The 17,160-nt window shown below is 69.2% G+C and carries 22 protein-coding genes; 7 read left to right on the top strand and 15 right to left on the bottom strand.

The features are described from left to right. The first annotated feature begins 52 nt into the window (after nucleotides 1-52). Entirely contained in the window at nucleotides 53-367 is a 315-nt protein-coding gene (locus ACH413_RS11110; protein ID WP_360030857.1) for a hypothetical protein, read from the top strand. A 196-nt stretch (nucleotides 368-563) separates the two neighbouring features. Here ACH413_RS11110 and ACH413_RS11115 read toward each other — a convergent pair whose 3' ends face one another. Further along, nucleotides 564-1,202 (bottom strand): TetR family transcriptional regulator, encoded by a 639-nt coding sequence (locus ACH413_RS11115; RefSeq protein ID WP_360030859.1) that lies wholly within the window; start codon nucleotides 1,200-1,202, stop codon nucleotides 564-566. 74 nt (nucleotides 1,203-1,276) lie between these two features. On the opposite strand from ACH413_RS11115, the gene ACH413_RS11120 reads away from it, so the two are divergent. Then, nucleotides 1,277-2,485 carry a cytochrome P450 gene (locus tag ACH413_RS11120; RefSeq protein WP_360030861.1) on the top strand — a complete coding sequence of 403 codons (1,209 nt, stop codon included), beginning with the start codon at nucleotides 1,277-1,279 and terminating at the stop codon, nucleotides 2,483-2,485. Nucleotides 2,486-2,488: 3 nt separating this feature from the next. After that, the gene (locus tag ACH413_RS11125) at nucleotides 2,489-2,683 is read left to right on the top strand and encodes a ferredoxin (RefSeq protein WP_360030863.1); all 195 of its coding nucleotides are present in this window, start codon (nucleotides 2,489-2,491) and stop codon (nucleotides 2,681-2,683) included. Here ACH413_RS11125 and ACH413_RS11130 read toward each other — a convergent pair. Beyond that, entirely contained in the window at nucleotides 2,680-4,203 is a 1,524-nt protein-coding gene (locus ACH413_RS11130) for a serine/threonine-protein kinase (RefSeq protein WP_360030865.1), read from the bottom strand. The genes ACH413_RS11125 and ACH413_RS11130 overlap by 4 nt on opposite strands. Nucleotides 4,204-4,296: 93 nt before the next feature. On the opposite strand from ACH413_RS11130, the gene ACH413_RS11135 reads away from it, so the two are divergent. Beyond that, a complete protein-coding gene (locus ACH413_RS11135) occupies nucleotides 4,297-5,772 on the top strand; it encodes a tannase/feruloyl esterase family alpha/beta hydrolase (RefSeq protein WP_360030867.1) in 1,476 nt (491 codons plus the stop codon). A 28-nt stretch (nucleotides 5,773-5,800) separates the two neighbouring features. Here the strand turns inward: ACH413_RS11135 and ACH413_RS11140 are convergent, their stop codons facing one another. Next, nucleotides 5,801-6,208, bottom strand: coding sequence for a helix-turn-helix domain-containing protein (locus tag ACH413_RS11140; protein ID WP_360030869.1), 408 nt, complete (start codon nucleotides 6,206-6,208; stop codon nucleotides 5,801-5,803). A gap of 28 nt (nucleotides 6,209-6,236) precedes the next feature. Between ACH413_RS11140 and ACH413_RS11145 the strand changes: the two genes are divergently transcribed. After that, on the top strand, nucleotides 6,237-6,794 hold the full coding sequence (locus tag ACH413_RS11145; RefSeq protein ID WP_360030871.1) for a hypothetical protein: 558 nt from the start codon (nucleotides 6,237-6,239) through the stop codon (nucleotides 6,792-6,794). 3 nt (nucleotides 6,795-6,797) lie between these two features. Here ACH413_RS11145 and ACH413_RS11150 read toward each other — a convergent pair whose 3' ends face one another. From ACH413_RS11150 to ACH413_RS11165, 4 genes are read right to left on the bottom strand one after another with little or no spacing between them, the layout of a single operon-like run. Further along, the gene (locus ACH413_RS11150; protein ID WP_360030873.1) at nucleotides 6,798-7,652 is read right to left on the bottom strand and encodes an alpha/beta hydrolase; all 855 of its coding nucleotides are present in this window, start codon (nucleotides 7,650-7,652) and stop codon (nucleotides 6,798-6,800) included. Then, on the bottom strand, nucleotides 7,649-7,939 hold the full coding sequence (locus ACH413_RS11155) for an antibiotic biosynthesis monooxygenase (protein ID WP_360030874.1): 291 nt from the start codon (nucleotides 7,937-7,939) through the stop codon (nucleotides 7,649-7,651). Before ACH413_RS11155 ends, ACH413_RS11150 begins: the two co-directional genes overlap by 4 nt. Before the next feature lie 39 nt (nucleotides 7,940-7,978). Further along, nucleotides 7,979-8,449 (bottom strand): MarR family transcriptional regulator, encoded by a 471-nt coding sequence (locus ACH413_RS11160; RefSeq protein WP_360030876.1) that lies wholly within the window; start codon nucleotides 8,447-8,449, stop codon nucleotides 7,979-7,981. Between the two features lie 9 nt (nucleotides 8,450-8,458). After that, nucleotides 8,459-9,079: a hypothetical protein gene (locus ACH413_RS11165; RefSeq protein ID WP_360030878.1), complete on the bottom strand. Its 621-nt coding sequence runs from the start codon at nucleotides 9,077-9,079 to the stop codon at nucleotides 8,459-8,461. 93 nt (nucleotides 9,080-9,172) lie between these two features. Between ACH413_RS11165 and ACH413_RS11170 the strand changes: the two genes are divergently transcribed. Further along, nucleotides 9,173-9,997 (top strand): alpha/beta hydrolase, encoded by an 825-nt coding sequence (locus ACH413_RS11170; protein ID WP_360030879.1) that lies wholly within the window; start codon nucleotides 9,173-9,175, stop codon nucleotides 9,995-9,997. A gap of 439 nt (nucleotides 9,998-10,436) precedes the next feature. Here ACH413_RS11170 and ACH413_RS11175 read toward each other — a convergent pair whose 3' ends face one another. After that, nucleotides 10,437-10,991, bottom strand: a complete 555-nt coding sequence (locus tag ACH413_RS11175) for an EF-hand domain-containing protein (protein ID WP_360030881.1) — start codon at nucleotides 10,989-10,991, stop codon at nucleotides 10,437-10,439. A gap of 123 nt (nucleotides 10,992-11,114) precedes the next feature. Here ACH413_RS11175 and map point away from each other — a divergent pair, with 123 nt between their 5' ends. Next, the gene (map, locus tag ACH413_RS11180; protein ID WP_360030883.1) at nucleotides 11,115-11,942 is read left to right on the top strand and encodes a type I methionyl aminopeptidase; all 828 of its coding nucleotides are present in this window, start codon (nucleotides 11,115-11,117) and stop codon (nucleotides 11,940-11,942) included. On the opposite strand, the gene ACH413_RS11185 is transcribed toward map, so the two are convergent. The 7 genes from ACH413_RS11185 to ACH413_RS11215 are packed head-to-tail and all read right to left on the bottom strand — an operon-like array spanning nucleotide 11,924 to nucleotide 17,157. Further along, nucleotides 11,924-12,340 (bottom strand): VOC family protein, encoded by a 417-nt coding sequence (locus tag ACH413_RS11185; RefSeq protein WP_093588358.1) that lies wholly within the window; start codon nucleotides 12,338-12,340, stop codon nucleotides 11,924-11,926. The two genes, map and ACH413_RS11185, sit on opposite strands and share 19 nt — an antisense overlap. Then, complete coding sequence (locus ACH413_RS11190; protein ID WP_093588359.1) at nucleotides 12,337-12,582, bottom strand: acyl carrier protein; 246 nt, start codon at nucleotides 12,580-12,582, stop codon at nucleotides 12,337-12,339. The genes ACH413_RS11185 and ACH413_RS11190 overlap by 4 nt, the downstream gene beginning before the upstream one ends. Further along, nucleotides 12,575-14,428, bottom strand: coding sequence for an HAD-IIIC family phosphatase (locus ACH413_RS11195; protein WP_360030885.1), 1,854 nt, complete (start codon nucleotides 14,426-14,428; stop codon nucleotides 12,575-12,577). The genes ACH413_RS11190 and ACH413_RS11195 overlap by 8 nt, the downstream gene beginning before the upstream one ends. Nucleotides 14,429-14,442: 14 nt before the next feature. Continuing rightward, the gene (locus ACH413_RS11200) at nucleotides 14,443-15,459 is read right to left on the bottom strand and encodes a 3-oxoacyl-[acyl-carrier-protein] synthase III C-terminal domain-containing protein (protein ID WP_360030887.1); all 1,017 of its coding nucleotides are present in this window, start codon (nucleotides 15,457-15,459) and stop codon (nucleotides 14,443-14,445) included. Continuing rightward, nucleotides 15,456-16,757, bottom strand: coding sequence for a hypothetical protein (locus tag ACH413_RS11205; protein ID WP_360030889.1), 1,302 nt, complete (start codon nucleotides 16,755-16,757; stop codon nucleotides 15,456-15,458). Before ACH413_RS11205 ends, ACH413_RS11200 begins: the two co-directional genes overlap by 4 nt. Beyond that, the gene (locus tag ACH413_RS11210; protein WP_319973562.1) at nucleotides 16,757-16,984 is read right to left on the bottom strand and encodes an acyl carrier protein; all 228 of its coding nucleotides are present in this window, start codon (nucleotides 16,982-16,984) and stop codon (nucleotides 16,757-16,759) included. The genes ACH413_RS11205 and ACH413_RS11210 overlap by 1 nt, the downstream gene beginning before the upstream one ends. Next, nucleotides 16,981-17,157: an MbtH family protein gene (locus ACH413_RS11215; protein WP_093588364.1), complete on the bottom strand. Its 177-nt coding sequence runs from the start codon at nucleotides 17,155-17,157 to the stop codon at nucleotides 16,981-16,983. The genes ACH413_RS11210 and ACH413_RS11215 overlap by 4 nt, the downstream gene beginning before the upstream one ends. Nucleotides 17,158-17,160: the final 3 nt, after the last annotated feature.

The raw sequence follows: 17,160 nt of genomic DNA on the forward strand, positions 1-17,160 counted from the left end.
GCTGAGTAGTTGTACCGATGCCCGTCGCGGGAACCCTCGGCACTCTCGACGTGTGACCGAAATCGACCGTGGCCGCCTCGCCGCTCTGGCCGGGTTCGCCACCACCGCGGTGCTGCTCGTGCTGACCGTCGTCGCCTTCCAGACCGACGCCCTGGAGTCGTTCGGCTGGCAGGGCGGCGAATACGCCTACTCGTTCGTCTGGATCGCGCTCGGGTCCGCCATCGCGGGTCTCGTCGTGAAGGTGGCCGCGCCCGCTCCGTGGCGTTCGGCCGGAACGGGACTGGCGCTGGCCGGCACGGTCGGCGTGGTCGTCGTCATCACGCTGATCGTCGTGTTCGTGTGGGCCCTGTCGAATCTGCAGGTGTAGCCGTGCCCGCAACAGACCGCGACCGACGCCCTGCTCGTGCTGACGGTCGTCTCTCTGGTGACGGACGCACTCCAGCCGCTCGGCTGGCAGGGGATCGAGTACGTCCTGTTCTTCTTCATCGCGCTCGGCGGGCCTGATCGGAGTGGGGATCTCCGTCGCGCTCGTGGTGGCGGTCTACTGGGGGCTCTCGCAGCAGCTACAACATCCGTGACAGGCCGCGCAGCGCCGTGGCGATCTGCTCGCGGTGCCCGTCCAGCGTCTCCCTGGTGACACCGTCGGCCGCGGCCGTCGCGACGTCGTCCGTGGCGATCTTGAGCACCGCGCTCATGGCGGCGGCCTGCACGCGGACCTCGATGGCGTCACGCGGCATGCCCGCGCGCACGGCGAGCACCTCCGCGAGCGCGTTCTCCGCCCGTTCGCGCAGCATCAGGTAGGCGGCGCGCAACGCCCGTTCGCCGTGGGTGAGCCGCACGACGGCGAGCACGGCCTCGATGTCCTCGTCGGTGGCCGCGTCCAGCAACGGGCTGTAGGCCTCGCGCAGGTGGTCGATCAGTTCGAGCTCGCGCGGCCAGTCGTGCAGCACCGCGCAGAAGGCGTCGACCATCTTGGTGAGCAGCGGTTCGACGCAGCTCTCCTTGTGCGGGAAGTAGCGCCAGAACGTGCGTTCGGAGACGCCCGCGGCCTGCGCGATCTGCTCGCCGGACGTGGCGGCGACGCCCTGGTCGACGAAGAGGCGGACCGCGTGGCGTGAGATGTCGAGGCGCTGACGTTGACGCTGCTCGTCGCTGACCGGCGGCCTGCCCCGGCGAGGCTTTTCTGTCACAACGTCCGTCATCGGGCGATTTAAGCACGTCGCCCGACCGGGAACATTTATTGGCACCATCTGCCAATAAGCGCTACGGTCGGTGCATGAGCATTGACGCAGAGCGCCTGAAGCTGCCGCTGGCCAGGCCGAACGTCCTCGATCTCGCTCCGCTCTACGAGGTGCTGCGACGCGAGGCGCCGATCGCGCCCGTGACGACACCGGCCGGCGACCCCGCCTGGCTCGTGACGCGGTACGAGGAGGTCCGCCTCCTGCTGGGCGACAAGCGCTTCGGCCGGTCGCACCCGGAACCGGAGAAGGCGTCCCGCATCTCGACCTCCGCCGTGCAGGACGGTCCGACGGGCGAGTACGCGACGGAGGAGGCCGACCACACGCGCATGCGCCGTCTGCTGACGCCGGCGTTCTCGGCCAAGCGGATGCGGATGCTGGGCGAGAACATGGAGAGGCTGGTCGACGGCTGCATCGACCAGCTGACCGCCGAGCACGAGAAGACCGGCGTGGTCGACCTGCACCGCGGCCTCGCGTTCCCGTTGCCCGTCGCGATGATCTGCGGGCTGCTCGGCGTGCCGGAGGAGGACAACGAGCTGTTCGCGTCGCTGTCCGAGCGCATGGCGAGCACCGAGATCGGCGAGGCGGCCCACGAGGCGCGCGAGGAGTTCTTCCGCTACATGGTCGGGCTCGTCGAGGGCAAGCGGGGGAACCTCGGTGAAGACGTGATCTCCGACCTCGTCCGCGCCCAGGCCGAGGACCCGTCGTTCGACTACGTGCAGATGGTCCGGCTCTGCGTCGGACTGTTGTTCGCGGGCCACGAGACCACCGTCAACCGCATCGGCCTCGGCGTGCTGTTCCTGCTCACCGACCGTTCTCGCTGGGACGCGCTCGTCGCCGACCCGGACGGCCGCGTCGACGCGGTGGTCGAGGAGGTCATGCGCCTCGGCGCGCCCGGCGACCTCGGCCTGCTGCGGTACGCGAAGGAGGACGTCGACATCGCGGGCGTGACCATCAAGGCCGGTGACGCGCTGGTCATCTCGGTCAACGCGGCCAACCGCGACGCCTCGGTGTACTCCGAGGCCGAGGAGTTCAACCCGGACCGTCCGGAAAGGACACACCTCGGCTTCGGCCACGGCGCCCACTTCTGCATCGGCGCCTCCCTGGCCCGCACCGAACTGCGCGTGGTGTTCGCCGCGCTGGCCAAGCGCCTGCCGTCGATGAGGCTCGCCAAGGACCTCGACCAGCTGCAGGTCCGCGCGACGCTCACCGGTGGCGTCGCCGAGCTGCCCATCACCTGGAGGTAGGCCGTGAAGGTAGTGGTGGATCAGGGGAAGTGCGTCGGCGCCGGGCAGTGCGTGCTGGCCGCGGACGACGTGTTCGACCAGCGCGACGACGACGGTCTGGTGGACCTGCTGGACGCCAGCCCGCCGGCGGAGCGCCTCGCTGACGTGCGGCACGCGGCGGCCGTGTGCCCGGCTTCGGCGATCGTGGTCGAGGACTAGTCCTTCATGAGCGGCTCGGTCAGCTTCGCGCCGTCCGCCTTGCCGACGAAGCAGTAGATGAGACGGCTGGAACTGCGGTAACCGTTCTCCGTCTTGACCTTCCAGGCCTCGGCGGTCGGGATGATGACCCAGTACCGCAGGGTCTTCTCCTTGTCCTGACCGCCGACCTTGGCCGACAGGAACGTGCGCGTGCACCCGGTGCCACCGGTCTTGGTGAGCTGCTCGGCGCCGGGGTACGCCACGTCCTTCTCCATCTCGGTGCTGGCGAGGACGGTGTCGAGCAGTTCGACGTCGTGCTCGGCGTAGCAGCCGACGCGATCCTTGGTCTGGATCTTCGGGGCGTCCTTGGCGGGCAGCCAGGTGAGGCACGAGTTGCGGAACGCCATCAGGTTCTCGCCCTTGATGTCGCCGTCCGGGCCGAGGGTCAGGACGGGCTGCATCGCGGCCGTGCTCGCGGGGCCGTCGGTCACGCCCAGGCCCATGTTCGTGAACATCGGCTTGAACACGGTGAAGTACAACAGGACCATCGCGCCGACGAGGAACAGCGGGATCAGCGTCGCCGAGAAGATCAGTCCGACCGGGCGTTTCCGGCGTGGGGGAACGTAGATGGACGGGGCCGGGGCGAACTGGCCGATGACCACCGGGCCGGACGTGGGTGGAGGAGGCGGGACCTGCACCCTCAGCGTCGGACCGTCCACGGGCGGCTTCGGCTCCCCGACTACGAGCGCGCGTTCGATCAGCCGATGTGCTTGCGCCACACCGATTCTGCGGGCGGGGTCGGGTTCCATCAGGCCGGTGATCAGCTCGCCGAGCGGGCCCGCGATCCGGGGCACCGGGCGTTCGCTCATCACCGCGAGGATCGTCGCCGAGGTGGTCGCGCGGTCGAACGCGCCGCGGCCCTCCACCGCGAAGAACAGCGTCGCCCCCAGCGCCCACAGGTCCCAGGCGGGCGAGGCCTCGCCGCCCGCCAGGCGTTCCGGGGACATGTAGGCGGGCGACCCGATCAGCGTGCCGGTCGCCGTCAGCCGGGGATCGTCCACGGACTGGGCGATGCCGAAGTCGGTGAGCTTCGCAGTGCCCCTGCCGGGCACCATCACGTTGCCGGGCTTGACGTCCCGGTGCACGACGCCGGATCCGTGCGCCGCCTCCAGCGCGTTCAGCAGCTGGCCCGCGAGCGTCGCCGCCGCGCGGGCGCTGAGCGGTCCGGAGCTCTCGACCAGGAACTCCAGCGTCGGAGCGTTGATCAGCTCCATCACGATGAACGTCTGGTCGTCCTCGGAGATGAGGTCGTAGACGGTGACGACCGCCGGGTCCTGGAGTTGCGAGGCGATGCGTGCCTCGCGCAGCACGCGTTCCTGGTACACGGCGCGTTCCTCAGCCGGTACGCCCACGGGCAGCAGCAGTTCCTTCACGGCGACGTCGCGGCCGAGGACGGTGTCCTTTCCGAGCCACACTGCCCCCATGCCACCCCGGCCCAGCTCACGTTCCAGCCGGTAGCGTCTGTTGCCCACCTCGCGCATGCGCGGCAGTCTTTCACCCGGTCCAGTGACGTACACGAGCAGCGTCACCTGACGGGCGCGACGGGCTGAAGGCCCCGCTTAACGTCGCGCGGCGTGAGACGACTGACGAAGCTGTTGGCAACAACACTGCTCCTGACCGGGCTGGCGCCACTCGCGCCGGCGTCGGCGAGCACCCCGAACTGCACGACGGTCGCGGTCACCGCCCCGGCCGGTGCGAAGATCGAGTCCGTGGACGCCGTGAGCCGTCCCGAGCACTGCGAGATCACCGTGACGCTCACGCACGCCGACGACCACGTGAAGGTCGTCGTCGGTCTCCCGCTGACCGGCTGGACGGGCCGGCTGCAGGGTGTCGGCGGCAGCGCTTACGCCGCGGGTGACACCGGAGCGCCGTTCGCCCAGGCCGTGAAGGACGGCTACGCGGCCGTGACGACCGACGCGGGCGTACTGGACGGCCTGAACACCAGCTGGGCGCTCAAGAACGGCGAGATCGACCGCACGCTGCTCACCAACTTCGCCACGCGTTCGGTGCACGAGGCGGCCGTGATCGCGAAGCAGGTCGTGCGCAAGCACTACCAGCGATCGGTCAGCTACTCCTACTGGAACGGCTGCTCGACCGGCGGCCGCCAGGGTTACGCGGAGGCGCAGCGGTTCCCGGACGACTACGACGGCGTCCTCGCCAACGCGCCCGCCGTGAACTGGTCCCAGTTCGCCGTCGCGACGCTGTGGCCGCAGGTCGTGCAGGGCAACGACGGACACGTCGTCGGCAACTGCGTGCTGGAGGCGTTCCGCAAGGCCGCCGTCGAGGCGTGCGACGCGCAGGACGGTGTCACGAACGGCATCGTCGACCGCCCGGACCGGTGCAGCTACGACCCGCGTCAGCTCGTCGGCGCGAAGATCCTGTGCGAGGGCAACGAGGTCACGGTGTCGAAGGCCGACGCCGACGTCATGCGCAAGATCTGGGACGGCCCCACCGACGAACGCGGCCGCAGCCTCTGGTCAGGTCTGCCGAAGGGCGCCGACCCGGTCTGGCTGGCGGGCACGATTCCCGGCTTCCCCGGCCCCGGTTTCCCCGTGGCCGCGCAGTGGGTGCAGAGCTTCCTGCTCAAGCAGCCCGGTTTCGACACCTCGAAGCTCAGCTACGCCCAGTACCGCGACCTGTTCCGGCAGTCGGTCCGCGAGTTCGACGGCGTCATCGGCACCTCGGACCCCGACCTGTCCGCGTTCCGGCGCTCGGGCGGCAGGCTGATCACGTTCGTCGGCACCAACGACCAGCTGATCCCGCCCGGCGGCACGCTGAAGTACCGCGACGCGGTCGAGCGGCGGATGGGGTACGTGAACGACTTCTACCGCCTGTTCACCGCACCCGGTGTCGACCACTGCTTCGGCGGCAACGGCCCGCAGCCCACGAACGCCCTGGGGCAGTTGGTCGACTGGGTCGAGCGCGGCAAGGCTCCCGCGACGCTGACCGCCGCCACGGCCGACTCGACCCGCAACCTGTGCCCGTACCCGCGGACCTCGCGGTACGTCCACGGCGACCCGAAGGCGGCTTCCAGCTACCTCTGCGTCTGAGTCGCAGGGTGGGTTCGCTCGGAGTTCGTCATCGGACTCCGAGCGAACCGCCGCAACTCATCGCGTCGGTCGGCGCAGCTTCGCCGTGAGTGCGCACGAGATGCGCCTCACCCCACACACGGACTCCTTCGACGACGGGCAGAACCGTTTCCCCGTAAGGCGTGAGCCGGTAGATGACCGGTGCCGGAACCGGTCCGGTCTCCACGCGTTCGACGAGCCCGTCGGCTTCGAGCTCGCGCAGTTGCTCGGCCAGCACCTTGGGCGTGATGGGCGCGCCGCGGCGGCGCAGGCCGGCGAAGTGGGACTCCCCGTGGGCGAGCCAGTAGAGCAGGGTCAGCTTCCACTTCCCGCCGATCGCGGCGAACGCGGCGGCCATCGGACAGCCGGGCAACGGGTTGGGGCGCGAGGGGTTACCCGCAGGTGCCTTCTTGTCCATGGCCGCACTCCGCTCGGATAGTCAGGCCATGACCTTGCCACACAAGCGAATCCTGATCGCGGTCCTGTCGTTCCTGATGGTGGCCGGCACGACCGCGTCCGCCTCCGAGCCCCAGACCTCCAACGGTCAGCGCGACTTCGACTGGGAGATCGGCAACTGGCGCACCAGCGTGCGCGTGCTCGCCGAACCGCTGTCGGAATCTCCCGACGAATGGCTCCAGTTCACCGGCACCAGCCTCGTGCGTCCCCTCATGGACCGGCGGGCGAACGTCGTCGAGCTCAAGGTCGCGGGCGACAGCGGCCGGATCGAGGGCATGAACCTGCGGCTGTTCGAACCGCAGGCGAACCGGTGGAGCCTGAGCTTCGTCAGCCTGCGCGACGGGCTGCTGACCCCGGCGGTGTTCGGCGGGTTCCGCGACGGCGCGGGCGAGTTCTACGGCGACGACCAGCTCGGCGGCCGCCCGATCAAGGTGCGTTTCCTCGTCTTCCGCCAGGGCCAGGACAAGGCCCGGTTCGAGCAGGCCTTCTCCGGCGACGGCGGAACGACGTGGGAGACGAACTGGATCGCGGTCGACCGCCGGATCTGATCTTCAGGCGAGCTTCTCCCCCAGCCACTTCCGCGCCACCGTCCACGCGTGACCGTCGGGTTCGATGACGCTGAAGTGGTCGCCGCCGGGCGATTCCACGAACTCCGCCAGGGCGTGCGACTTCGCGTAGGTGCGGCTGAACTCCGCCGGAATCACCTCGTCGGCGGCACCGTGGATCGCGAGCACCGGCACGCCGCCGTCCGCCATCTCCACCGGTGACGTGACGGCGTACAGATCGGGGTCCTCCACCGCCGAGGCCCCGAGCAGCAGCCGCGTCATGCCGTTCCCGACCCCGGCCGCCACGATCGGCCAGGCGTCGGGCTCGGACGGGCCGGGCGCACCGCTGGGCGGCTCGCCGTCGAGGTCGGCGAGTTCGGTGCCGAGCCGGGCGTTGTCGGCGGAGACCAGGTCGAGCACGCCGGCGATCGACACCGCGCCCACCAGCCGAACTCGGGGACGCGCGCCGACGACGCCGTCGGGAAGGGTGGCCCGGTGCGCGGTCCACGTCGCGAGGTGACCGCCGGCCGAGTGCCCCACGACGGCCACCCGTTGCAGGTCCAGGGGCGCTTTCAGCTCCGCCACCAGGTCGACGGCACGGGCGACGTCCTCGAACGTGCCTGGCCAGCCGCCACCGGGCTCGCCGACGCGGCGGTATTCGATGCTCCACACCGCGTAGCCCTGATCGACGAGGTCGGCGATCAGCGGCTGCACGGCCGTGTCGTCCCACATCGCGGCCCACCAGCCACCGTGGATCATCACCACGACCGGGAACGGGCCGTCACCGGACGGCAGGTGCAGCACGCCGTACTGGGACGGTTCGGTGCCGTAAGCGATCTTCTGCGTCCTCGGGATGGTCATGCGGAGAGCTCGCCTTCCTCTGCCGTGACGAGCGCGTCGATCGCGTCGAAGAACGCCTTGATGCCGGGCAGGTTCGGGCCCTTCTCGCTGGACGCGGCGTAGTCCTCCGAGGAACGCCATTCGACGATGTCGAGCCATTCGTCGTTCGGCAGCCGCACGAGCCGGGCGCCGAGGAACCCCTCCCGGTCGGCCTCGAAGTCGGCGATCATGGCCGGTCGGGCGGCGAGCAGCGCCTCGACCTTCTCGGGCGCGACGCGGAAGCGGGTCAGTTCGACCGAAGTAGTCATGAACTCATGATAGTCATGATTCATGACTAAATCCAGGAGTCAGTCCTGTGAGGACCGACCCACCAGGCGCTGGTGTTCGGTGATGTCGACCAGCATGCGCTTGAAGCGCGTGTACTCGCCCTTGCCGACGCGTTCGGCGTGCCGCTCCTGCATGGCGGCCATGATGTGGTCCGCCGCCTGCATCTGCGCGAGGCCGCGGCCGGTCGGGCAGATCAGCTTCGCCCTGCGGTCGCTCGGATCCGGCCGCCGTTCGACGTAGCCGAGCGCCTCCAGCTCGTCGATCAGCGTGCCGATGATCTGCTTGTGCTGCCCGGAAAGCTGCGCGAGGTCCGTCGCGCGCACCCCGTCCGGGTCCAGATAGGCCAGCACCGCGCCGTGGCGGTGCTTCAGGTCGCCGAACCCCAGCTCGGCGAGGGTCTGGAAGAGTTCGCGCTGCACCGCGAACAGCAGCCGGCCCGACAGGACTCCGAGATCGGGGTTCGAGGCGTTGCGTTCCGCGCGGGTGACCATCGGAACACCCTAGCGACGGACCAGTTCGCGCCCGAGGACCTCCCTGAGGTGGACCTCGATGAAGACCCGCAGGTAACGGTCGTGGGCCAGCTCGTCGAACGCGGCCGCGAGCGCGGGATCCCACTGCTCGGTCAGGTTCACGATCCGCCACAGGTTCAGCGGATCCTCCTCACAGCCGCCCACCGAGTGCTCGACGTGGAAGATCGGCTGCCCGGTCCCCGCCGTGAACACGCGGCCGTCCGGAGCCTCGAACCGCGCGTCGCCCACGAAGAACGCGCGGCGGTTCTCGTGGTCGAGCCGCACGTGCTCGATGATCAGCGCAGTACTCGCCCTGTCGACCCAGAGGCGTTGTTCGGACACCCGCGTGAACTCCTCGACCTGGCCGCGCCAGACGCTCGGGAACTTCTCGGCACCCGGCAGGACCACGGTCGGGATGAACACGTCCGGCGCCTTGGCCTTGCGAACCTCCATGTCCCAGAGCCGCGCGCCCGTGTACTCGAACGGCGGAGACACCACATAACGCTCGCGCAGCACCTCGTTGACCCGCACCGGCGGCAGGTCCGCCGTCGTGGCACCGGCCGCGGCCCAGGCCTGCTCGAAGACCGCCTCGTGGTCGAGCGTGGTGATCATCACGCCTCCCAACTAGTAATTTCTAGTGATAGTCACTATACCTTACTACATTGAGGAGTAGCTTCCGAAGGCGACACAGGACGGAGAAACGACATGCCCACGATCACCACCCCCGACGGCGTCGAGATCTTCTACCAGGACTGGGGCACCGGACAGCCGATCGTGTTCAGCCACGGCTGGCCGCTGTCGTCGGACGACTGGGACGCCCAGATGCTGTTCTTCGTGCGGCAGGGCTTCCGGGTCATCGCGCACGACCGCCGCGGCCACGGCCGTTCGTCCCACGTCGCCACCGGCCACGACATGGACCACTACGCCGCCGACCTGGCCGCACTCACCGAACACCTCGACCTGCACGACGCCGTCCACATCGGACACTCGACGGGCGGCGGCGAGGTCGTGCACTACATCGCCCAGCACGGCGAGTCCCGGGTGGCGAAGGCGGCGCTGCTCGCCGCCGTGCCGCCGTTGATGGTGCAGACCCCTGCCAATCCTGGTGGGCTGCCGCTCGCTGTGTTCGAGGGGTTGCAGGCCCAGTTGGCTGCCAACCGGTCGGAGTTCTATCTGGCGTTGCCGTCCGGGCCGTTCTACGGGTTCAACCGTGATGGGGTTTCGGCTCGTGAGGGGTTGATCCGGAACTGGTGGCGGCAGGGGATGATGGGGTCTGCGCTTGCCCATTACGAGGGGATTGTCGCGTTCTCGCAGACTGACTTCACGGAGGATCTGCGGAGGATCACCGTGCCTGTGCTGGTGATGCACGGGGATGACGATCAGATCGTGCCGATCGCTGACTCTGCGTTGTTGTCGGCGCCGTTGTTGAAGAACGGGACGTTGAAGGTTTACGAGGGGTTCCCGCACGGGATGCCGACCACGCATGCGGACGTGATCAACGCTGACTTGTTGGAGTTCATCCGGTCCTGATTGCGGGCGGGTCTTGTTGCGTGCGGGCCGTTGCTGTTCCAGCGGGGTTGGTCGCGTTCCTGACATTCCGTCACCTTGCGAGGGTGGTCCATCAGGCAGTGACGAAGAGCGGGGTTGCGATTGGGGCTTGACCTTGAGCCTCTAGCTGGGCGCGTAGTCGGCCTCACAAGCCGGGGTGAAAAGCGCCCCGGCCGAGCCCAGACAGGGTGGCACCCAGCCCCTCAAGGTCAAGCCCCAATCGCCATGAGCGGGGCTCACCGCTACCCAGGCGGCAGAGGTTCACACGGCTCGCCTTCGGCATCGCGCCGCCAGGCTTCGTACGTGGTTGCCTTGCGAGGGGCCGCGCCTGGTGGCACCGCGCGCCGGGCCCTCGTACGTGGTCGCCTTGCGTTGGCGAGTGCAGGTGGCAGCGTGCGGGGCGTCACCTGCCGTGCGGCCGTCAGATGCGCTGCAACGCCTTCGGGTACAGCCAGCTGCCGGGCGTGCCTTCCGCCGGGTTCGTGTAGTAGTCCTGGACGGCGGTGACGTACTCCTGCACGCTGATGGCGCCGTCACCGTCGGTGTCCAGGTGCGTGAACGCCGTCAGGCAGTCGGCCTCGGCCAGGCCACGGGCCTTCAGCAGCACGCCGAACTCGGCGGAGTCCACGCGGCCGTCGCCGTTCGTGTCCATGATGACCAGGAGGGATTGGACGACCTCGAGGAAGTCCATGGCGATCGGGCCGCCCTCCACGAACGCCTCGATCATGGCCTCGCGGTACTCCTCCGGGCCGATTCGGCCGTCCCGGTCGGTGTCGCAGTGGTCGGCCAGCATCTCCCAGAAGCGGTCGTAGGCCTCGATGAGTTCGCGGCCGCGTTCTGACGATGCCGGTTCGCCGTATGCCTGGAGCAGGCGGTTGGCCAGGGCGTAGATGTCCGCTAGTTCGATGACGCCGTTGCGGTTGACGTCGTAGTGGGCGAAGGTCGAGTCGATCCTGTGCTGCAACACCTGCTTCATGACCAGGCACTGTGGTGACGCCGGGCCGCCGGCGCAACGCGCGTCCCCCTCCTGGGTGGTGTTGTTCAGCCGGTTCCGCGAAGCCGGTATAGTTATACCGGCACCCGCTGATGGAGGAACACGTTGATCGAGCTCAAGTCGCCCGCGGAGATCGAGCGCATGCATGTCACCGGCCAGTTCATCGCGGAGGTGCTCGACGAGCTCTCCGCCAGGGCCGCGGTGGGTGTGAACCTGCTCGACCTCGAGCACCACGCGCGTCACATGATCGAGGAGCGCGGCGCCGTGTCCTGTTACTGGGACTACTCGCCGTCGTTCGGGCGTGGGCCGTTCCGCAACGTGACCTGCCTGGCCGTCAACGACGCGGTGCTGCACGGGCTGCCCAAGAGCTACGTGCTCGAGGACGGTGACGTGCTGACCATGGACATCGCCGTCACCGTCGACGGGTGGGCGGCGGACTCGGCGCTGACCGTGGTCGTCGGCACGCCGCGCGAGGAGGACCTGCGGCTGGTCAAGGCCACTGAGGTTGCCCTCGCGGCCGCCATCGAGGTGGCGCAGGTCGGCAATCGCATCGGGGACATCTCCGCGGCGATCGGCGAGGTCTGCACTGGGCTCGGGTACACGCCCAACCTGGAGTTCGGCGGGCACGGCATCGGGCGCACCATGCACGAGGCGCCGCACGTGGCCAACAACGGGCGCCGCCGGCACGGCATGAAGCTCAAGCCCGGGCTGACCATCGCCATCGAGCCGTGGCTCGCGGCCACTACCGACCAGATCATCTACGACGAGGACGGCTGGACGCTGCGTTCGGCCGACGGGTCGCGGACGGCGCACTCCGAGCACACCGTCGCGATCACCGAGGACGGGCCGTTGGTGCTGACCCGCCGCAAGAGCGAGCTGAGGCCTCAGGCCGAGCCCGAGGCCTCCGAGTCGACTCAGGCGCGGTTGCCGTAGTCCACGAGTTCCACCAGCAGGCCCGTCGACGGCCCGAGGTGCGCGAACGCGACTCGCAGCCCGGGCCGTCCGCCCTGGCACGGCTTCTCGTCGACCAGGATCGCGCCGCGGTCCTGCAGCGCCGCGAGGTCCGCGTCGATGTCGTCCACCTCGAACGCCACGTGGTTCAGGCCGGGGCCGAGCCGCGCGAGGTGTCCGTGGACGGCGGCGTCGGGGCGCACCGGGGCGACCAGTTCGATCGACGTGGTGTCGCCGGGGCACTGCCAGAACGAGGTCGCCACGCCGTAGACGTCGACGTCGTCCTCGTAGGTGCACTTCAGGTCCATCAGGCCCATGCCGGACGCTGCGGCCTTGATGTCGTTGGTGACCACGCCGACGTGGTCGATGCGCAGGATCATCCCGACTTCTCCTGTGCGCTCGACACGGCGGCGACGAGGCTGCCGACGTCCTTGATCGCGAAGTACTCCTGCAGGTCCAGGCGCACCGCGAACTTCTGCTCGATGCCGGTGAGCAGGCGCAACGCGTCGTAGCTCGTCCAGTTGGCGAGCGCGTCGAACCGGGCGTCGGCCGAGATGTCCTCGGCCGGCAGGTCCGTCACCTGGCCCACGAGGTCCGCGACCTCCACGAAAACCTCAGACATCGGCCGACTCCCTTTCCACGACGAGGTTCGTCCACTCAGGACTGATCTGCGGCCGCGGCTGCAGCGGCAGTGCGAAACGGCCTTCCGCCAGGCGTTCGAAGCCGGCGTCCGGGTAGAACGCGGCCGCGGCCTTGTTGCGATCGGTGGCCGTGAAGTCGGCCTCCAGCCGCAAGGCACCTGAGGACGCGGCGCGGTCGGCGATGTGCTGCACGACGGTGTGCTCGACGCCGCGGGTGAAGACACGGCAGCTCATCACGAAGTTCTCGACGAGCCAGTGGTCGTGGTGCTTCGACACCCAGACACCGCCCACGATTCCCTCGGCGCCGAACCGGTCCGCTACCTCGAAGACCAGCACGACGTGGTCGTCGGACGCGGCCATCTCGCGAGTGCGGGACTCGGCGTGCGAGGTGCCGATCATGTTGAACTGGTTGGTGCGCTGGCCGAGCTGGACCAGCCGGGGCAGGCTGAACTCGTCGGCCTCGCGGACCGAGACCTGGATCTCCAGGCTGCGCAGGTAGTCCTGCACCGAGCTGAACGAGCCAGCGAACTCGGTGCGTTCGGCACGGGCCTTGTAGAGCTGGGTGCGGTCGCGGTCGGTCGCCGTGGTGGTCAGGACGTCGAACGAACCGTTGCGCTGCAAGGCCGTCACGTGGTCGGCCGGGTCGCCGTTGAGGTGCACGACGGTGACCTCGGGGATGGAGCCGCGGACGAGTTGCGTCTCGAACGTGCTGTCGTCGGCGAAGACGAAGCTGTCCAGGCCGAGGTTGAGGCGGCTCGCGAGCCCGCGGATGTTGTGGTCCTTGGGCTGCCAGTCGACCGCGCTCGCCGCGATGTCGGCGGGGCGGATCACCATGTCCGGGTGGTCGTTCAGGACCTCGTCGACGATCGCGGCCTCGTTCTTGCTGGCCAGCGCCAGAACGACGCCCTGCTTGCGGAGCTGCACGGCGCGGCGCTGCATCTCGCGGAACGCGTTGCCGGGGTACATCGGGCCGATCTGGATGCCGCTCGGGCCGTCGTCGCCGACGACACCGCCCCACAACGTGTTGTCCAGGTCGAGCACCAGGACCTTCTTGGCCAGGCCGAGGAACGCGCGGCAGAAGTTCGCGGCCTCCGTCGCGTAGACCTGCTCGACCTCGGGGGTCCAGGCCGCGCTGGCGAACCGGTACAGCCGTTCGTCGCGCAGCCGGGCCGGGGCGTCGACCAGGTACGCCTCCAGGTCCAGCGCGTGCACCTGGTCGTGGCGCAGGGCCATGCCGAGCAGGTCGCTGTTCAGGTCGCGCCAGGCCCTGCCCAGCGCGGCCCTGCCGTCGAACGCCACGACGCCGCGCATCTCCACCGGCGACAACGGCACGGTGTGCACGAGAACAGCGCTGCCGGAGCGTTCGGTGAAGGAGCGGACCAGGTTGTCGAACATCGACCAGCGGCCGCGGACGTTGTTGTCGAACGACTCCACGTCGTCCCATTCCGCCGGGACGAACCAGTCGTCGTGCAGCAGGCACAGGGTCACCTGCGGTGCGAACGATGCCAGCGGCGAGTCGGGGCTGCTCAGGTCGACGGCCAGCTGGTCGAAGCCGGACACGTGGATCTCCGGCGTGATCCCCTTGCCCAGCAACGCGACCCGCAGCAGCGGCGCGACCCCGGACGCGGTGAACGTGCCGGTGATCGCGATCTTCACCGGCTTCAGCTCGCCGAGCAGGCCCGCCGGTACCTTGGCGAGCAGCCGTCCGGCTTCCAGCAACGCCGGAATGTCCGTCAGCTGCTGGAGATCGTTCAACAGAGCCGGATCGGCGGCCGCGTCGGGCTTGGTCAACTGGCGGATCCGCGCCAGGATCTCTTTGGTCTCCACGGTGTTTCTCCCCCTCAGATCGCCAGAAGCGTGCACAGCCAGTGCATGCCGCTGGCCGTGCTGGTCAGTGCCACGACGTCGCCCTCGGTGAGCTCCTCCGTCGTGAGGTAGTGCTCCAGCGACATCAGCTGGTCGGCGCACCCGACATGTCCGTACGTCTGGGACACCTCGGTGTTCGTCCACTCAGGACCCTGGTCGAGGTCCTTGGCCAGCAGCGTCATCGCCGGCACGCTGTCGTGCAGGTGCAGCAGCTTGCGCAGGTCGCCGGGCGTGATGCCGGCCCGCTTGCAGGCCCGGCGCACGACCTCGTGGTTGTTCGTGCGGATCGTCGAGACGAACTCGAACATCTTGCGGATGTCGCCCGCGAAGAACTCCTCGAGCCGCTTCTGCGGGCTCTTCACGCCCACGTCCTGCTGCCCGGCGTAGGGCCGAGCTGCGGCACCGACGTCCATCATCATGAAGTCGGCGTACCGGCCGTCGCTGATGATCTCGGTGTTCAGCCACCGGTTGCGCGGGTGGTCGCGCTGGACCACGGCCGCCGCGGCGCCGTCGGAGAAGATGCTGGTGTTGATCTCCATCCGGTTCCAGTACGGCTCGCACACCCGGTTGGCGCCGATGATCAGCGCCGTGCGGTAGTCCGGGTGAGTGGCGAACTTGCCGGCCACGACGTCGAACGCGGCCACTCCCCCGCCGCACGCCTGGGTCAGCAGCACGTTCTCCGAGCCGTGCGCGCCGATCTTGGCCTGGGTGGCGCCCGCGGCGTCCCAGTACAGGTGCTCGGACAGGTCGGACATCGCGAGCACGATCAGGTCGACCTCGTGCGGCTGCACGCCCGCGTTGCTCAGCGCCTTCGCACCGGCCTCGGCGGCCAGGTCGGTGAGCCCGACGCCGTCCTTGGCCCGGTGGAAGGTCCGGTAACCCCAACTCAGCACGCGGTCGACGTCGTCGGTGTAATCAGCGGCAGCGGATGCCACGTCGACGGGATCGCCGAGCACGTGGCCGAGCGACAGGATTCCGAAGTGGACGGTCACGGGATCTCCTCGATTCTGGCCCCGGCGTCCGTCAGGAATCCGGCGGTGATCTGGTTGTGCGGGGTGCGGCGGTGCCGGAAGGCGATGTCGCCGTGTTCTTCGCGCAGTCGTTGGAGCACGACGTCCTCGACTCCCTTGCCGAGCACGACGCAGGACAGCGAGAACACGTCCACGACGCCGTCACGGGTGATGCCAACGGCACCGCTGACGCCGTACGAGCCGAACTTGTCGCTGACGCGCACCGCGAACACCTCGCGGTCCTCGGACAGGTCGAGCTTCTCGGTGCCGAGCGTGAAGTCCTTGGCCCTGGACACGACCTCGACGACCTTGGCGGCCGAGTCGGGTCCCACGGGCTGGAGGTCGACCTCGACGTTCAGGCCCGCCATGAAGTCGTCCAGCGAGACCGTCTCCCTGGTGGTGCGCCGAACGCGCTGGACGGCGGTGGACGGGGCGGGGAGGCGGTCCAGCAGCCCGGACCGGACGAGCTCGCCCCGCCACGCGTCGGGCTTGGCGTCCAGCCGCAGAAGGACCGCGGACTCGGCGGGAACACCGGCTGCCACGGCCAGTGCCGCGACCTCCTCCGTGCCCGTCCGCACCACCACCCTGGCGCCGGACTCGCGCAGCAGGGTCACCGGCTCGGCGAACGCGGCGACCGAGTCCTGGTCCACCACGACGACCCGCGGCGTCAGCCCGTACACGGCCCGGAGCACGCCGGCGAGCTGGGCTCCCAGCTCACCGAACACCGCCTCGGTGTACGGGATCTTGGCGAACTTGAACATCGCGGCGTGGTGGGCCTTGTCCGTGCCGACCGCGCGGATCGCCTGCTCGGCGTCCACCACCCAGGCGTCCGGACGGCCTGCCAGCTCGGCCCGGATCGCCTCCCTGGCCTCGTGGGCCGCGGCGGCCGTGCCCGCCGCCCGCCCGTCGTCGAGATGCCCGAACGCCCGTTCCTCCGGCACCGCGGGCAGCACGACGACCAGGAACGACTTCCAGCGCCGTGCCGCCGACAGCGCGGCGTCGACCGCGGTCTGCAGCTCGTCTCCCAGCTCCTCGAACCGGGGAGCCACGACGAGCACGTCCGGCCTAGCCAGTGCCATCGCCGACGTGTCGTCCAGGCACTGCCGCACGATCTGGTTGAACGGCGCGGTGCTGAACGAGACCGGCAGCCCGGCGTCGTGCAGTGCGACGCCGACGTACGGCATCAGCGGGTCGATCGTGTAGCTCGCCAGCAGCCCCACGCTCACGACAGGGCTGACATCGGTCTTCGCGATCTCCTGCCAGCGCAGACGCACGTCCATCAGACCTCGACCCCCTTGGCCCGCAGCACTTCCCGGACGTCCCGGACGGTGCGCGCGTCGGCGATCTCCTCGTAGTCGAACGAGAGCCCGTAGGCCTCCTCCAGCATCACGATCAGCTGGATGTGCCGCATGCTGGTCCAGCTCGCCAGCGTGTCCTGGCCGGCGTCGTCGGTGACGTGCGCGGGATCGACGTCCAGCGCTCCGGCCACCACATCGGTGAACGTCATGACCGTCCTCTCAGGCTGAGCGGGCGCATGTCCGTCCACACGCGACCGATGTGCGCGAGGCACTCGTCCTTCGTCCCGCTGACCCCGGCGTCACGCCAGCCGGGCGCGTTGTCCTTGTGCGCGGGCCAGAGCGAGTACTGCTCTTCGTCGTTGATGACGACTCGATGAGTCATGTC

The organism is Lentzea sp. NPDC020367, from assembly GCF_044387305.1.
Taxonomy (GTDB): Bacteria; Actinomycetota; Actinomycetes; order Mycobacteriales; family Pseudonocardiaceae; genus Lentzea.

What these genes read in the sequence shown, in the direction of transcription:
- ACH413_RS11115 (WP_360030859.1), bottom strand. Translation starts at nt 1,202, where the DNA reads ATGACGGACGTTGTGACAGAAAAGCCTCGCCGGGGCAGGCCGCCGGTC.
- ACH413_RS11120 (WP_360030861.1), top strand. Translation starts at nt 1,277, where the DNA reads ATGAGCATTGACGCAGAGCGCCTGAAGCTGCCGCTGGCCAGGCCGAAC.
- ACH413_RS11130 (WP_360030865.1), bottom strand. Translation starts at nt 4,203, where the DNA reads ATGCGCGAGGTGGGCAACAGACGCTACCGGCTGGAACGTGAGCTGGGC.
- ACH413_RS11140 (WP_360030869.1), bottom strand. Translation starts at nt 6,208, where the DNA reads ATGGACAAGAAGGCACCTGCGGGTAACCCCTCGCGCCCCAACCCGTTG.
- ACH413_RS11145 (WP_360030871.1), top strand. Translation starts at nt 6,237, where the DNA reads ATGACCTTGCCACACAAGCGAATCCTGATCGCGGTCCTGTCGTTCCTG.
- ACH413_RS11150 (WP_360030873.1), bottom strand. Translation starts at nt 7,652, where the DNA reads ATGACCATCCCGAGGACGCAGAAGATCGCTTACGGCACCGAACCGTCC.
- ACH413_RS11155 (WP_360030874.1), bottom strand. Translation starts at nt 7,939, where the DNA reads ATGACTACTTCGGTCGAACTGACCCGCTTCCGCGTCGCGCCCGAGAAG.
- ACH413_RS11160 (WP_360030876.1), bottom strand. Translation starts at nt 8,449, where the DNA reads ATGGTCACCCGCGCGGAACGCAACGCCTCGAACCCCGATCTCGGAGTC.
- ACH413_RS11165 (WP_360030878.1), bottom strand. Translation starts at nt 9,079, where the DNA reads ATGATCACCACGCTCGACCACGAGGCGGTCTTCGAGCAGGCCTGGGCC.
- ACH413_RS11170 (WP_360030879.1), top strand. Translation starts at nt 9,173, where the DNA reads ATGCCCACGATCACCACCCCCGACGGCGTCGAGATCTTCTACCAGGAC.
- ACH413_RS11175 (WP_360030881.1), bottom strand. Translation starts at nt 10,991, where the DNA reads ATGAAGCAGGTGTTGCAGCACAGGATCGACTCGACCTTCGCCCACTAC.
- ACH413_RS11185 (WP_093588358.1), bottom strand. Translation starts at nt 12,340, where the DNA reads ATGATCCTGCGCATCGACCACGTCGGCGTGGTCACCAACGACATCAAG.
- ACH413_RS11190 (WP_093588359.1), bottom strand. Translation starts at nt 12,582, where the DNA reads ATGTCTGAGGTTTTCGTGGAGGTCGCGGACCTCGTGGGCCAGGTGACG.
- ACH413_RS11205 (WP_360030889.1), bottom strand. Translation starts at nt 16,757, where the DNA reads ATGGACGTGCGTCTGCGCTGGCAGGAGATCGCGAAGACCGATGTCAGC.
- ACH413_RS11210 (WP_319973562.1), bottom strand. Translation starts at nt 16,984, where the DNA reads ATGACGTTCACCGATGTGGTGGCCGGAGCGCTGGACGTCGATCCCGCG.
- ACH413_RS11215 (WP_093588364.1), bottom strand. Translation starts at nt 17,157, where the DNA reads ATGACTCATCGAGTCGTCATCAACGACGAAGAGCAGTACTCGCTCTGG.